Genomic DNA, 14282 nt, shown 5'->3' on the forward strand with positions numbered 1-14282 from the left:
AACCTGTGGGCACGCCCGAAAGAGTGGCGTGCGGTTGCCACCCGCTATGAAAAGACCGCCCGTTCCTTTCTCGGCGTCCTCTGCCTCGCCGCTACAGCCGATTGGCTCAAGCTCTAACAGGCCCTAGCGCGGCTTGCCGCCCCCCGCCTCGCCCGGCCGCGCTGTCTGCCCCGTCCGGTAGGGCGCCAAGGCCTGCCGCACCCGCTCGAACTCGGCTTCGAGCCGCCGGATGTGGCTGGGGCCGCGCGCGGCGATCTCCGCGGTGCGCATCTGCTGGCCCGTGCGGCACAGCTCGCTCAGGCCGCGCGCGCCGATGTTCGAGGCGCCGCTGCCGAGCGCGTGCGACTGCTGGCGGAAGCGCATCGATTCGCCTGCCGCCGCCGCGCTCCGCAGCTCCTCCATGAGGCTCTCGGCCTCGGCGAGGAAGTCGTCAATGACGCCGGCGAGGAAGTCCGGGCCGCCGAGCGCCTCCAGATCGGCCAGGGTGTTCTCGTCGATCGCCGGGGGCGGCCCGGCGGGGCGGAACCGCGGATGCGACGCGATCTCCGCGACCGTCGGTTCCTTCGCCGCCGGCGCCTCCGCCTTGGGGGGCGGCGCGGCCGCGGGCGCGGCGGCAGGCTCGGCCGGCCGCGGCGCAGCGCCCGCCGCAGGCGCCCCGCCGCCGGTCACCGACTCGATCACCTCCAGCAGCCGCGACGGCTCCACCGGCTTGATGACGCAGGCATCCATGCCCGCCTCGAGGCAGCGCGCCGTCGCCTCCGGCGTGGCGTCCGCGGTCAACGCGATCACCGGCACATGCGGCTGGCCGAGCGCCATCACGCGGTAGAGCTTGACCGCCTCGATGCCGTCCATCACCGGCATGTTGAGGTCCATCAGCACCAGGTCGAACGCGCCGGCCTCGAGCGCGTCCAGCGCCTCCTCGCCGTTCGACACCAGCTGGCAGGTGTGGCCGGCGCTCTCCAGGATGCGCTCGATCACCCGGCGGTTGACGCGGTTGTCGTCGGCCACCAGCACGTGCAGCCGCCGCGCCGGCGCCCGCGATCCGCAAGGCCCGGCGCAGCGTCGCGGCATCGGGCTCGGGCGGCACGATGGCGACGAAGTCCCGCCGCATCGCGAGCGCCCGCGGCAGTTCCGCGCCAGGATGCGCGGCCACTTCGTCCACCAGGATGATGCGCAGCCGGTCGGCCTCGCCGCCGGCCGCCGTGCCGGCGCGGGCCCCGTGCAGCGTCGCCGCGATGGCATGGGCGTCCGCGCCGAGCCCGCGCGGATCGAGCACCACGATCGGCCGCTGCCGCCCCGCGGCCCCCGCCCCCCGCCCCGCCGGGGCGCGCAGCAGCGCCACCGCCTCCGCCACGCTGCCGAGCCTACGGCAGCCGACACCGAGCGCGGCGAGGCGCGCCTCGAGCACCGCCGCCGGTCCGCCGGCGAGGAGCAGCACGCCGGTCCCCTCCGGCAGGGCCGGCTCCGCCTCCGCCGCCTCGGCCTCGGCGGACTCGAGGGCGAAGGTGAACCAGAAGGTGCTGCCGACGCCGGGCTGGCTCTCCACTCCGATCCGGCCGCCGTGCAGCTCGACCAGGCGGCGGCAGATCGCCAGCCCGAGCCCGGTGCCGCCGTAGCGGTTGAGGATCGAGGGGTCGGCCTGGGTGAAGCTCTCGAACACCCGCTCCAGCGCCTCGGGCGCGATGCCGATGCCGGTGTCGCTCACTTCGAAGCGGAGCGTCCGGCGGCCCCCGGGCTCCGCGCGGGCCAGGTCGGCGGCGATCACGACGCTGCCCGCGGCGGTGAACTTCACCGCGTTGCCGGCGAGGTTGGTCAGCACCTCCTGCAGATGGCGCCGGTCCCCCCGCAGCCGGAGCGGCGTGCGCGGCGTGACGTGCAGTGCCAGTGTCAGGCCCTTCTCGGCCGCCGTCACCGCGACCAGCCGCCGCACCTCGTCGAGCAGGTCGAGCAGGTCGAACTCCACCGTCTCGACCCGCACGTCGCCCGCCTCGATGCGCGAGAAGTCGAGGATGCCGTCGATCAGCCCGAGCAGCGAGCGCGCCGCCCCGCCGATGGTGCGCGTCATCTCCTGCTGCGCCGGGTCGAGCCGCGTCTCGGCGAGCAGCCCGCCCATGCCGATGATGGCGGTGAGGGGGGTGCGCAGCTCGTGGCTGACGCTGGCGAGGAACAGGGTCTTCGCCTGGTTCGCCTGTTCGGCCTGCTGGCGCGCCTGCTCGAGCTTGCGGATCAGCGTCCCGGCATAGGCCGGCACGACCAGCATGCCGAGCCAGAGGCCGATCGAGAGGTGGATCTGGTCCCACCAGAACGGCGTGGTCAGCACCACCGCGCCGAAGGCGAGCAGCCCCGTCGCCATGCCGGCGCGCAGCCAGGGGATGCCGAAGCGGAAGCCGTTGCCGAGGATGACCCAGAGGTAGATGAAGAAGAACAGGGCCAGCGCCTCGCCGCCGAGATGCAGCACGGCGGAGAGGAAGGCCATGTCGAGCAGCAGCGCGACCGCGCGACGGGGCTGGCAGATGCCCGGCCGGGCGACCAGGTGCGCGAGGACGCCGAAGGCGAGGACGGCATAGACCGCGAGCACGGAAAGCAGCACGCCGCTCGCCTCGCCGCCGAGGATCGCCGCGTAGATCGCGATCAGGAGAGCGAAGACGAGCCGGTTGCGGCTCATCTCGTGCTCGGTGTCCGGACGGTTGGCGAGGCGCGCCGCGAGGCGGGCCCACGGCCCGCGCGGCGGCTCGGCCCCGGCCCGGCCCGGTTCGGAAGCGGCGGTCGTTGCGGTCATGCGACGTGTCCCACGGACGGCGCCGATATGGGGCCCTCGGTCCCGCGCCGTAAGGTCGCAAGGCGGCGCCAGCCGGGACGGGCCCGTCCCTCGCCCCGGCCGGTCATGGCGCGCCGCGATCCCCGTCCGCGCCGTCGCCGGCCTGCCGGTCGCGCGGCGGCGCGGCGGAGACGCCATTCATGCGGCGCACCAGCGCCTGCAGCTCCTGCGTGCCGACCGGGTGGCTGTAGTAGTGGCCCTGGATCTCGTCGCAGCCCTCGGCGATCAGCTGCGTCACCTGCTCGACCGTCTCCACCCCCTCGGCGATGACGCCGAGCCCGAGGCTGTGGCCGAGGTTGATGATGGCGCGCACGATCGCGGTGTCGGACGGGTCGGTGCGCAGGTTGCGGATGAAGGACTGGTCGATCTTCAACCGGTCCACCGGAAAGTTCTTGATGTAGTTGAGCGAGGAATAGCCGGTCCCGAAATCGTCGATCGAGAAGCGCACGCCGAGCCGGCGCAGGTCGCGCAGCACCTGCGCCACCGTCTCGTCGTTCTCGAGCAGGATGCCCTCGGTCAGCTCGAGGTCGAGGAGCACCGGATCGAGCCCGCTCGCCTCGAGCGCCGAGACGACGAGGCGCCGCACGTCGTGCTTGCGGAACTGCACCGCCGAGAGGTTGACCGAGACGCGGAGCGGCCGCAGCCCCTCGCGCTGCCAGGCGGCAGCCTCGGCGCAGGCGGTGCGCAGCACCCACTCGTTGATCGGCCCGATCAGCCCGGTCTCCTCGGCGAGCGCAAGGAAGTCGCCGGGGCGCGTCAGGGTGCCGCCCGGGCGGTGCCAGCGCAGCAGCGCCTCGGCGCCGACGATCCGGCCGGTGCGGAGGTTGACCTGCGGCTGGTAGTGCACGACGAACTGGCCGCGCGCCAGCGCCGCGCGCAGCTCCCCCTCCAGCGCCATCGCCTCGCGCGCACGGCGGTCCATGTCGGCGGCGAAGAAGCGGAACACGTCCCGCCCCTCCTCCTTCGCCTGGTACATGGCGAGGTCCGCGTTGCGCAGCAGCTCGTCGGCGTCGGTGCCGTCGCGCGGGTGGAAGGTGATGCCGATGCTGGCGCTGAGCCGGAACTCCTGCGCGTCGGCCAGGAACGGCTCGGCCAGCGCGGCGATGGTCCGCCGCGCGAGCGCCGCGGCGTCCTCCGGATCGTCCACCCCGACCTGGAGGATGGCGAACTCGTCGCCGCCGAGCCGCGCCACCGTGTCGCCGGTGCGCGCGAGCGCGCGCAGCCGGTCCGCCACCTGGCACAGCAGCCGGTCGCCGAGGTGGTGGCCGAGCGCGTCGTTGACCGCCTTGAAGCGGTCGAGATCGAGGATGTGCAGCGCGAAGCCCCGCCCGCCGCGCCGCCCGCGCGCCAGCTCGCGCTGCAGCCGCTCGCGCAGCAGCACCCGGTTCGGCAGGTCGGTCAGCCCGTCGTGGTGGGCGAGGTGGCGCAGCCGGCTCTCGGCGAGCTTGCGGTCGGTGATGTCGAGCGCGGTGGTCAGCACGCTCACCACCGTCCCCTCGGCGTCGCGGAGCGGCGCCTTGGTGGTGAGGAACACCCGGCGCACGCCGTTGGCGTCGAGGACCTCCTCCTCGTAGCTGGGCAGCGGCTCGGCCGACTGGAACACCAGCCGGTCGAGGGCGCGGCTGCGCTCGGCATGCGCGCGCCCGAAGGGCTCGCCGGGGTCATGGCCCACCAGGTCGTTGGGCGTCGCGCCGGCGAGCGCCGCATGGTAGGCGTTGACGAAGACGCAGCGACCGTCGCGGTCGGTCGCGCTGATCATGGCGGGCACCGTGTCGATCACCTGGGCCAGCGCCTCGCGGCTGTTGCGCAGCAGCGCCTCGCGCGAGCGCTCGCTCCTCTCGAGTTCGCGCTCCAGCGTATGGGCGCGCTGCTTGACGAGAAGTTGCTGCCGCCGCAGCTCGAGCAGGTTGCGGACGCGGGTGGTGAACTCGTAGCGGTCGGCCGGGCTGAGCAGGAAATCGGTCGCCCCCGCCTCCAGCGCGCTGAGACGGTAGCTGCGATCGTTGTAGGCGGTGATGACGACGATCGGGACGTCCACGCAGGGCGGCTTGGCGCGCACGCGGCGGACGAACTCCGAGCCGTCCATGCGCGGCATCTTGTAGTCGGTGATGATCAGGTCCACCGGGTTGCGCTCGATCCAGTCCAGCGCCTCCTCGGCGTCGCCGAACGCCTGCACCGTGACGCCCGCCCCGACCGAGGCGGCGAGACGCGAGTAGATGTTCCGGTTGGTGACCCGGTCGTCGAGAATCAGGACTACGGGCATGCCGTCCTTGCGCCCCCCGCCGGCGCAACGACCGGCCATCCGTTCCGCATAATGCATTTTCGACGGAAAAGGGGGAAGCAACATTCGGCGGCATGTCCCGGGCCCGGTGCGGTCCGCCAGCGCAAGGCCGGTCGCGATCGCCCCGCCCCTTGCCGCACGCTGCCGGCGCCCGTGCCGGGCGCGGCCATGCCCGGGCGCGCCGCCGGCGGCGGGGAGAGGCGGCCGCGACGGTAGCCGCGAGAGGCCCGCACCGGCGGCGCACCGCGTCCGCCGCGGTCCCGGAACCCGACGCGGCCGCTCGGTTTCGGCGCGCGCCGCGGGTCCGCGCCGGCCGGCGTCCCCCGGTCCGCGCCGCCGTCCCGCGGAGGCAGGCCACCATGCCGGGCGGAGCGGCGGCCCTCGGCCCGATCCCCGCAAGACCCCCGAGCCGCAGATCGCCACCCGGCGCGCGCTCGGGCGCTTCCGCGCTCCATCCCGGGGCGCGGCGGCCCGGCCGGCCCGGCAGGCGAGCCGGCGCACGGCGCGGCGCGCCCGCCCCGCGCATCGGCGCAGACGCCCGCGGCGGCCCCGCCGCGGACCGCGGCACCGGCCCGCGGCGAACCCTGCCGCAGAGCCGACCCCGGCCCGGCCGGCAAGATCCGGGACAAGGCCCTGGCCCGCGCCGCCCCCGTCCCCGCTCACTCCACCCGCGCGCCGGAGCGGCGCACCGCCTCGCCCCACCGTCGCCGCTCGGCCTCGAGGAAGACGGGCAGCGCCGCGCGGGGGATGGGCATCGGGTCGAAGGCGCGCTCGGCGAACAGGCGGCGGACCTCCGGCGTCTCCAGCGCCTTCCGCGTCTCCGCCGCAAGCCGCTCCACGACCGGCTCCGGGGTGCCGCGCAGGCCGAACAGCCCCGTCCAGTTGACGGAGAGGAAGCCGGGCAGCGTCGCCGCCACCGGCTTCACCCCCGGCAGCGCCGGATGCGGCGCCTCCCCGGCGACGGCGACGGCGCGCAGCGTCCCCGCCCGCAGATGCGGCAGCACGCTGCCGAGGCCGTCGAACATCATCGTCACCTGCCCGGCGATCAGGTCGGCCAGCGCCGGGCCGGCGCCGCGATAGGGCACGTGCACGATGGCGATCCCGGCCTCGGCGGCAAGCATCGCCCCGGTGAGGTGGAGCTGCGTGCCGGCGCCGGCGGAGGCGTAGGTCAACTGCCCCGGCCGCGCCTTCGCCTGCGCGATCAGCTCCGGCAGCGTCCGCACCTGCGGCAGCGCGCGCGGGTTGACCACGAGCACGTTCGGCTGCTGGGCGAGCATCGCGATCAGCACGAACTGCGTCTCCGGATCGAAGGGGAGATCCGGCCGCAGCGCCTTGTTGATCGCGATCAGCGAGGCGGTGGCGACGAGCAGGGTGTGGCCGTCCGGCTCGGAGCGGGCGAAGGTCTCGCCGGCCACGGCACCGCCGCCGCCGCCCCAATTGTCCACGGCCACGGGCTGGCCGAACCGGGCGGCGAGGCGCTCGGCGAGGGCGCGCGCGATCAGGTCGGTGGTGCCGCCGGCGGCGAAGGGGACGAGGATGCGCACCGGCCGGTCGGGGAAGCGGGCCGCGGCGGCGTCCCCGCTGCGCGCAGGCGCGGCCGGAAGCGGCCGCACCGCCGCGCCGGTCGCCACGCCGGCCGCCATGCCGAGGGCCGCCAGGCGGCGGCGCGCCGCGACGCCGTTCCCACTCGCCATGTCGCCCCCCGTTCCGTGGAGCCCAGGCCCCGACATCCCGTCGCCGGGGACGCGGCGCGGGCGACGGCGCCGCGCGGCATCCTGGAGCCGATCGCGGGCCGCCCGCAGCATCGGGGACCGCGAAACGGCCCCGCGGACGACGCGCCAGGATCGTTGCCGCGAACCGGGGCGCGCGGCAACGGCTCCGGCGCGTCGTCTGCCGAGCGGACTCACGCTCCCGGCCGTCTCCGGCCGTCCGCGATCCGCCCTAGCCGGCCAGCCCGCGCAGCGCCGCGCAGACGCGCTCCACCTGCGCGTCGGTGAGCTCGGGGAACATCGGCAGGCTCAGCACCTCCTCGGCCGCGCGCGCAGTCTCGGCGCAGCCGGCGGGGCCGAGCGGCACGCGGCCCCGGTAGGCCGGCTGCAGGTGCACCGGCACCGGGTAGTGGATGCCGGTGCCGATCCCCTGCGCGCGCAGCCGCGCCTGCACCGTGGCACGCTCCGGGGTGCGGAGGACGTACTGGTGGAAGACGTGCTCGCAGCCCTCGCGCCGCGCCGGCGGGGCGATCGGGCCGCCCGCGAGCGCCGCGTCGTAGGCGGCGGCGATCGCCCGCCGCCGCGCGTTGCCGGCGTCGAGACGCGGCAGGCGCGCGCGCAGGATCGCCGCCTGCAGCTCGTCGAGCCGGCTGTTCACGCCGACCATCGCGCTGACGTAGCGCTCCTTCCAGCCGTACTGGCGGATCGCGGCGATACGCTCGGCGAGCTCCCAGTCCTCCGTCACCAGCGCCCCGCCGTCGCCGAGCGCGCCGAGGTTCTTGGTCGGATAGAAGCTGAACCCCGCGGCGCGGCCGAGGGTGCCGAGCCGGCGCCCCCGCCAGGTCGCGCCGTGCGCCTGGGCGCAGTCCTCGATCAGCGCCACGCCGTTGCGCTCGCAGGCGGCGAGCATCGGCCCGAGGTCGCAGGCCTGGCCGTAGAGATGCACCACGATCGCGGCGCGGATCGGCGGAAGCCCGGGCGGCGGGTCCTCGAGCACGGCCGCGAGCTCGTCCGGGTCCATGGTGTAGTGGTCGGGCTCGATGTCGAGCAGCAGCGGCGTCGCGCCGACCATCTCGATCGCGGCGACGGTGGCGACTGCGGTGTGCGAGACGGTGGCCACCGTGCTGCCCGGGCCGATCCCGAGGCCGCGCAGGATCAGCGCCAGCGCGTCGGTGCCGCTGGCGCAGGCGACGGCGCGGCCCTGGCCGAGCCAGGAGGCGAATTCGCGCTCGAAGGCCGCGACCTCCTGGCCGAGGATGTACCAGCCGCTCGCCAGCGCGCGCGCCACGGCGGCGTCGATCTCGGCCTTCTCGGCGCGGTATCCGGCGCCGGGATCGGCCTGCGGGATCGTCTCGGTCATCGCGGCGGCCTCACGTGTAGTCGGCCAGGCGCGGCCGGTACCATTCCAGCGTGCGCCTGAGCCCCTCGTCCACATCCACGCGCGGCCACCAGCCGGTGGCGGCGCGGAAGGCGCGGTCGTCGGCGGCGTAGCTGCCGATGTCAATGGGCGCGCGGTCGGCGGGGAATTCCTTGACCACGTAGCTCCCCTCGCCGCCGTTGGCGGCGATCAGCCGGTCCGCCAGCTCGATCAGGCGGAGCGGGGGCGAGCCGCCGATGTTGAACACCCGCCCCGCCACCTCCGGCCGCCGCGCCTGCTCGGCGGCGCGCAGGAAGGCGTCGGTCACGTCGTCGAGATAGGCGAGGTCGCGGAGCTGCTCCCCGCCCCAGACCTCGAACGGCTCGCCCTCCAGCACGCGCCGGATCCAGATGCCGAGGAAGGTCTGCCGCGCGTCCCTGATGCGCAGCCGCGGCCCGTAGCAGTTGGTCAGGCGCAGCGACACCACCGGGCGGCCGTGCACGCGGTGCTCGAGCAGCCAGTACTGCTCGCCCGCCCATTTGGAGACGCCGTTCGCGTCCGGCGGGTTGACCGTGTGCTTCTCGTCCACGGGCAGGTACTGCGGGCGGCCGTAGAACTGCCGGGTCGAGGCGTGCACCACCACCGCCCGCGGCGCCGCCTCGCGCATCGCCTGGATCAGCCGCACCTGGGCCACCGCGTTGATCTCGATGTCCGCCACCGGGTCGCGCTGCCCGCCCATGTGGCTGGTCTGCGCCGCCAGGTTGAACAGCACGTCGATCCCCTGGCAGAGCGAGTGCAGCTCGGCGTCGCGGATGTCGCCGCGCACCAGCAGCACCCCCGCGCCCTCCAGGTTCGCCGGATTGGCGCCGCCGTCCGGCAGCATCGCGTCGAGCGCCGTCACCCGCGCCCCGCGCGCCGCCAGCGCGTGGCAGAGGCCGGAGCCGAGGAAGCCGGCTCCGCCCGTCACCAGCACCCGCCTGCCGCGCCAGAACTCCTGCGCCGCGCCCGTCGCCATCGTCACGCCCGCCCTCTCCTTCGCGCCCGCATTCCCGTCCCCGCCGCGCCGCCAGCCTCGCCGCCGATTGCGGCGGCATCGCGCCATCCCCCTGGCGGGGCCAGGGCAGCCCCTGGCCGCCGTCCGGCGGGGCCGGCGCGACGCCCGCGCGAGACGGCGGCCCCCGGCCCGGTCCGCGCCCGGACCGCCTCCCCTGCCGGGCGGCCGGTCACGAACCCTCCCGGCGGTCGCCGTCGCCATCCTCGCGCCATCGCGTGCGCGAGCCCCGCATGATCTCGGCGAAGCCGAACAGCAGGAGCAACTGGCCGAGCAGCACCTGCAGGCTGGCCAGGACCCGCACCCCGTCCCCGACCGGCCGGATGTCGCCATAGCCGACCGTGCTCTGGGTCGCGACCGAGAAGTGCAGCGCGTCGGCGAAGTCCAGCCGGAGCGGGCCCTCGGCGCTGGCGAAGATCGGCGCGGGGCTGAGGCCGTCGGCGATGCGGTAGAAGGAGGCGAAGGTGATCACCAGCAGCGCGTAGACCGAGACGAAGGCCGTGATCGGCACGGCGAGGCGGCCGATCCGCGCCCCCACCGTCTCGAAGATCAGCGCCACGTCCACCAGCAGCCGCACCACGTCGCGCACCGAGGCGGCGACCACCGCCGCGACCGCCGCCATCGCCGCGAGCAGCGACACGGTCTGCGCCGTGGCCGACATGCGCGGCTCCGGCGCCAGCATGGACACCACGCCGATCCCGCCGAGCGCGACGAGGAAGCGCATCATGCGCGGCAGGTGCGCCACGTCGAGCGGCCGCTCCGCCTCGGCCAGCCCGCGCAGCGCGCCGCACCGCACCCAGACCGCGGCGAGGAACGCCGCGATCGGCAGCAGGAAGCCCACGGCCTTCGCCCAGTCCGCGGCGTCGGGAAAGCCGGCGCGCCCCATGAAGACGTAGAGGCACGCATACACGGCGAACCCGTTCGCGGTGCCGAAGGCGAAATGCATCCCGTGCGGGAACAGGTAGTAGAGCACGCCGAGCCCGATCCCGGCCGCGCCGAGGACCACGGCGGGGGAGATCTGGCCGCCCCCCGCCACCCCCGCGGCGACCAGCAGACTGAGCAGCAGGGTGAAGCCGACCGAACGCAGCCAGCGGCGCAGCATGTCCGGGGCGCGGCGGCCCTGTGGAGGGCTCGGGGCCTCGCTCACGGCAGCGCGGCCGTCCCGGCGGTTGCGGCCCGCCCGCACGCACCCCGGGCCCGCCGCCCGTTCGTCCCCCGAGACGGATCGCCGCCCGGACGGCGAAGCCACGCCCGCCCGCGGCGCACCGCCGGGGCCGCGCCGAGGCCGGCAGGGGCCGCCACGACCAGCCGTCCGCCGGCCCGGCCGGTGTCCGCCCGCCTGGCCCGCGCCTCCCCCGGGCGCGCGCTGTCCGCGGTCGGTCCCGCCCCGCCGAGGCCTACCCCGCCCCCCGCACGGCCGGCGGCCCAGACCGCCCGGCCGGCCCCAACGGCGCCGCCCGGCCGCTCCCCCTTCTCCGCTCGCCGGATCGTCATGCGCGCCTCCCGCGCCCTCCCCTGTGACGCCTGCCGGATGGGGGCCGGATAGAGGAGCCACCGGGCGGTGTCGATTCCTGGCCGCCCCCCGGCGCCCGCCGGCCGCGGCCCCTGTCGTGGTCCGGCCGGGCCCGCCGCCTCGCGCCGCGCGCGCCTGCGGCGACAGCCCGGCAAGCCGACCGCCGGGCGAGGCCGCCGGCTCGGAGAGGCAGCGGGCGATGCAGGGAGAGCGCGCACCGGCCGCGCCAGCCTCGCCATCGCGGTCGCGGCGGCGCTGGCGGCGAGGTCCGCCGCCGTGGGCAAGGAAGCGGCGTCGCGGCGGGAACGGGCGCGCGTGCAGCGCGGCCGGCGGCGCCGTCCCCACCCGGCGCGAACCCCCGAGCGCGCGTAGCCGCGCTCAGCCCGCGAGGTGCGGCCGGCGCAGGAGCCGCACCAGCAGCCCGTCCACCGGCCCGAGCAGCACCGAGGCCGCCCAGGCCAGCCCCGCCGCCAGCACGATCGCCGGCCCGCTCGGCAGGTCGAGGTGGTAGGAGGCCAGCAGGCCGAGCGCCGAGCATGCGGCGGCGATGCCGACCGCGGCATAGGTCATCCCCGCCACCTCGCGCGCCCAGTGCCGCGCCGCGACCGCGGGCAGCATCATCAGCCCCACCGCCATCAGCGTCCCCAGCGCCTGGAACGCCGCCAGCACGTTGAGGGCCACGAGCGCGAGGAACGCCAGGTGCCAGAGCGCGCCGCGCGCGCCGACGGCGCGGGCGAAGCCCGGATCGAAGCACTCCAGCACCAGCGGCCGCCAGGCGAAGGCGAGCGCGAACAGCGTCAGCGTCGCCGTCCCCGCCATCAGCAGCAGCGCCGGGTCGTCCACGCCGAGCACGCTGCCGAACAGCAGGTGGGTGAGGTCCCCCGGACCGCCGCGCAGCGAGACGAGCGCCACGCCGAGCGCCAGCGCGACGAGATAGAGCCCGGCGAGCGCCGCGTCCTCCCGCCCCCCGGTCGCGCGCGACAGCGCCCCCGCCCCGACCGCCACGGCAAGGCCCGCGACCAGCCCCCCGAGCCAGAGCGCCGGCACCGAGAGGCCGGCGAGCAGGAACGCCGTCGCGATGCCCGGCAGCACGCCATGCGCCATCACGTCGGCCATCAGGCTCATCCGCCGCAGCACGAGGAACACGCCGAGCGGCGGCCCGGCCACCGAGAGCGCCAGGCAGCCGACCAGCGCCCGGCGGAGGAAGCCGAACTCGGCGAAGGGGGCAAGGAGGAGGTCGTACGGCAGGGCGGAGGCGCCTTGCGGAGCGCGGGCCGGTCCGGCTCAGGCGGCCAGGCGCTCGCCGCGCGGACAGGCTTCGGCCTCGGCGGCCCAGGCCTCGGCCATGCGGCGGGCGCGCAGGCGGTTGGCGGCGGAAAGCGCCTCCGCGGTCGGCCCCCAGGCGATGGGCTCGCGCGCGAGCAGCAGCGTCTCGGGGAATTCGCGCCGCACCAGGTCGAGGTCGTGCAGCACCGCGACCACGGTCCGCCCCTCGCCGTGCCAGCGCTTCACCACCCGCAGCAGGTCGGCCGCGGTGCGCGCGTCCACCGCGTTGAACGGCTCGTCGAGCAGGATCACCGGCGCGTCCTCGACCAGCAGCCGCGCGAACAGCACGCGCTGGAACTGCCCGGCGGAGAGGCTGCCGACCGGGCGCGCCGCGAAGCCGGCGAGGCCGACGGCCGCGAGCGCCTCGGCGGCCCGGTCGCGCAGCGCGCGCGGCACGCGGCGGAACGGTCCCACCGCCGACCACAGGCCGAGCATCACCACGTCGAGGCAGGCGATCGGGAACTGCCGGTCGAGCGCCGCCTGCTGCGGCAGCAGGGCGACGCGCGCCCCCGCCGGCCGCTCGATGCGGCCCTCCTCCGGCCGGTGCAGCCCGGCGATGGCGCGCAGCAGCGTCGTCTTGCCCGCCCCGTTCGGCCCGACCAGCGCGGTCAGGCTGCCCGGGGCGAAGCGGCCCGAGAGGTGGTGCACCGCCGGGCGCCGCCCGTGGCAGACGGTGACGTCGCAGAGCCGGATCTCGGGAGCCGCCATCGCGTTCACGCCGCCATCGCCCAGAGGACGCCGAGCCAGAGCAGGGCCGCCGTCCCGCCCGCGAGGCCGAGCCGCGCGCCGGCGCCGGCGGAGAGGGCCAGCGGATCGGTCCAGGAGCTCGGCCTGCGCATGATGTTATCATGTAACATACGGGCGCGCCTGGGCAAGCGCCACCCTGCCCGGTAGAACCGCGGTCCATGCAGGGCCGCCCCCCCGCGCCCCGGTCCGTCCCCGCCGATCCCGAGACGGAGCTCCGCCGCGCCCTTGCCCGCCATCGCGCGATCGCGACCGGGCTGCTGGTCGCGATGGGCGGCCTCACCCTGCTCGCCTACCGCCTGCCGCCCGGCTACGGGACCGACCTGCTCCAGGCCGGCGCCAAGGCCGGGCTGGTCGGCGGCCTCGCCGACTGGTTCGCGGTGACGGCGCTGTTCCGCCGCCCGCTCGGCCTGCCGATCCCGCACACCGCGATCATCCCGCGCCAGAAGGACCGGCTCGGCCGGGCGCTCGGCAGCTTCGTCGCCAACCACGTCTTCACCGAGGCCGAGCTGCACCGCGTCATCGGCCGGCTCGACCTCGCCGCCATCCTGCGCGGCTTCCTCACCGACCCGCAGGCGATCCGGCCCGCCGCCGCCGCCCTCGCCGCCGGCCTGCCGCGGGTGCTGGCGAGCCTCGAGGACGGCCGCGCCCGGCGCCTCGCCCAGCGCCTGCTGCCGCGCTGGCTCGGCGGCCCTGCCGCGGCGCGGCTCCTCGCCCGGGCGCTGCGCGCCCTGGTCGCGAGCGGGCGCCACCAGGAGGTGTTCGACCTCGTGCTCGCGCGCATCAAGGTGCTGCTCGCCGAGAAGGAGGAGCAGCTCCGCGAGGCGATCGCGGCGCGGGTGCGCGCGGAGGGCGGGGCGCTGGTCGGCTGGCTCGCCGGCGCGGCCATCGCCCGGCGCGTCCTCGCCGCGGTGAACGAGCAGCTTGCCCGCGTCGAGCCGAGCGACAGCGACCTCCGCGCCGCCTTCGACGCCTGGGTGCAGGCCGAGATCGAGCGCCTCGAGACCGACCCGGAGCGCGCCGCCGCCATCGGCCGCGCGCTGCGCGGCGCCTTCGCCAACCCGGCGGTGGCGACCTGGCTCGGCGACGTCTGGGCGCGGCTGCGCGCGGCGCTGGAGGCCGACGCCGCCGACCCTTCCGGCCGCACCGTGGCGGCGCTGGAGGCCGCCCTCGCCAATGCCGGCCGCCTCCTGACCGAGGACGAGGCAGCGCGCGAGCAGCTCAACCGCGGCACCGAGCGCGTCCTGCTCGCCCTCCTGCCGGCCGCGCGCCTGCACCTCGCGGCATTCATCGCCGAGGTGGTGCAGGGCTGGGACAGCGCGACGGTGGTGGAGAAGATCGAGCTGCGCGTCGGGCGCGACCTGCAGTACGTGCGGATGAACGGCACGCTGGTCGGCTTCCTCGCCGGCGCGGCGCTGTTCGCGCTGCTGAGCGCGGTGTTCGGCCGCGTCGCGCATTGAGCGGCGCGGCGGAGGAGCGACCG

At 76.2% G+C, this 14282-nt stretch carries 11 protein-coding genes and 2 pseudogenes; 2 read left to right on the forward strand and 11 right to left on the reverse strand.

Translation table 11 applies throughout. The features are described 5' to 3' along the window. Window positions 1-117: transposase (locus K1J50_RS00930; RefSeq protein WP_369413499.1), on the forward strand; the 117-nt coding region annotated here is incomplete at its 5' end. Window positions 118-123: 6 nt separating this feature from the next. Here the strand turns inward: K1J50_RS00930 and K1J50_RS18865 are convergent. The 11 genes and pseudogenes from K1J50_RS18865 to K1J50_RS18880 all read right to left on the reverse strand — a co-directional run bounded on the left by K1J50_RS18865 (window position 124) and on the right by K1J50_RS18880 (window position 12894). Next, window positions 124-402, reverse strand: coding sequence for an Hpt domain-containing protein (locus tag K1J50_RS18865; RefSeq protein ID WP_255574793.1), 279 nt, complete (start codon window positions 400-402; stop codon window positions 124-126). A gap of 333 nt (window positions 403-735) precedes the next feature. Beyond that, window positions 736-1242: pseudogene (locus tag K1J50_RS19470) on the reverse strand (response regulator); the annotation flags it as partial. A 262-nt stretch (window positions 1243-1504) separates the two neighbouring features. Next, a pseudogene (locus K1J50_RS19475) lies at window positions 1505-2956 on the reverse strand (sensor histidine kinase); the annotation flags it as partial. After that, the gene (locus K1J50_RS00945) at window positions 2883-5081 is read right to left on the reverse strand and encodes a putative bifunctional diguanylate cyclase/phosphodiesterase (RefSeq protein ID WP_220115559.1); all 2199 of its coding nucleotides are present in this window, start codon (window positions 5079-5081) and stop codon (window positions 2883-2885) included. The gene K1J50_RS00945 and the pseudogene K1J50_RS19475, both read right to left, overlap by 74 nt. 677 nt (window positions 5082-5758) lie before the next feature. Next, a complete protein-coding gene (locus K1J50_RS00950) occupies window positions 5759-6793 on the reverse strand; it encodes a Bug family tripartite tricarboxylate transporter substrate binding protein (protein WP_220115560.1) in 1035 nt (344 codons plus the stop codon). Between the two features lie 247 nt (window positions 6794-7040). Next, complete coding sequence (locus K1J50_RS00955; RefSeq protein ID WP_220115561.1) at window positions 7041-8168, reverse strand: DegT/DnrJ/EryC1/StrS family aminotransferase; 1128 nt, start codon at window positions 8166-8168, stop codon at window positions 7041-7043. A 10-nt stretch (window positions 8169-8178) separates the two neighbouring features. Then, the gene (locus K1J50_RS00960; protein ID WP_220115730.1) at window positions 8179-9180 is read right to left on the reverse strand and encodes an NAD-dependent epimerase/dehydratase family protein; all 1002 of its coding nucleotides are present in this window, start codon (window positions 9178-9180) and stop codon (window positions 8179-8181) included. Window positions 9181-9388: 208 nt separating this feature from the next. After that, window positions 9389-10363 (reverse strand): potassium channel family protein, encoded by a 975-nt coding sequence (locus K1J50_RS19480; protein ID WP_220115562.1) that lies wholly within the window; start codon window positions 10361-10363, stop codon window positions 9389-9391. A 744-nt stretch (window positions 10364-11107) separates the two neighbouring features. Next, window positions 11108-11977, reverse strand: coding sequence for a metal ABC transporter permease (locus K1J50_RS00970; RefSeq protein ID WP_220115731.1), 870 nt, complete (start codon window positions 11975-11977; stop codon window positions 11108-11110). Between the two features lie 36 nt (window positions 11978-12013). Further along, on the reverse strand, window positions 12014-12763 hold the full coding sequence (locus tag K1J50_RS00975; RefSeq protein ID WP_220115732.1) for a metal ABC transporter ATP-binding protein: 750 nt from the start codon (window positions 12761-12763) through the stop codon (window positions 12014-12016). A gap of 5 nt (window positions 12764-12768) precedes the next feature. Further along, window positions 12769-12894, reverse strand: a complete 126-nt coding sequence (locus tag K1J50_RS18880; RefSeq protein ID WP_255574795.1) for a hypothetical protein — start codon at window positions 12892-12894, stop codon at window positions 12769-12771. A 66-nt stretch (window positions 12895-12960) separates the two neighbouring features. Between K1J50_RS18880 and K1J50_RS00980 the strand changes: the two genes are divergently transcribed. Continuing rightward, a complete protein-coding gene (locus tag K1J50_RS00980) occupies window positions 12961-14259 on the forward strand; it encodes a DUF445 domain-containing protein (RefSeq protein WP_220115563.1) in 1299 nt (432 codons plus the stop codon). Window positions 14260-14282: the final 23 nt, after the last annotated feature.

Origin of the sequence: Caldovatus aquaticus (assembly GCF_019458025.1) — a bacterium.
GTDB classification, from domain to species: domain Bacteria; phylum Pseudomonadota; class Alphaproteobacteria; order Acetobacterales; family Acetobacteraceae; genus Caldovatus; species Caldovatus aquaticus.

Bases quoted from the DNA above. Each gene is read 5' to 3' on its own strand.
- K1J50_RS18865 (WP_255574793.1), bottom strand. From the start codon at position 402: ATGGAGGAGCTGCGGAGCGCGGCGGCGGCAGGCGAATCGATGCGCTTC.
- K1J50_RS00955 (WP_220115561.1), bottom strand. From the start codon at position 8,168: ATGACCGAGACGATCCCGCAGGCCGATCCCGGCGCCGGATACCGCGCC.
- K1J50_RS00950 (WP_220115560.1), bottom strand. From the start codon at position 6,793: ATGGCGAGTGGGAACGGCGTCGCGGCGCGCCGCCGCCTGGCGGCCCTC.
- K1J50_RS18880 (WP_255574795.1), bottom strand. From the start codon at position 12,894: ATGCGCAGGCCGAGCTCCTGGACCGATCCGCTGGCCCTCTCCGCCGGC.
- K1J50_RS00980 (WP_220115563.1), top strand. From the start codon at position 12,961: ATGCAGGGCCGCCCCCCCGCGCCCCGGTCCGTCCCCGCCGATCCCGAG.
- K1J50_RS00975 (WP_220115732.1), bottom strand. From the start codon at position 12,763: ATGGCGGCTCCCGAGATCCGGCTCTGCGACGTCACCGTCTGCCACGGG.
- K1J50_RS00960 (WP_220115730.1), bottom strand. From the start codon at position 9,180: ATGGCGACGGGCGCGGCGCAGGAGTTCTGGCGCGGCAGGCGGGTGCTG.
- K1J50_RS00945 (WP_220115559.1), bottom strand. From the start codon at position 5,081: ATGCCCGTAGTCCTGATTCTCGACGACCGGGTCACCAACCGGAACATC.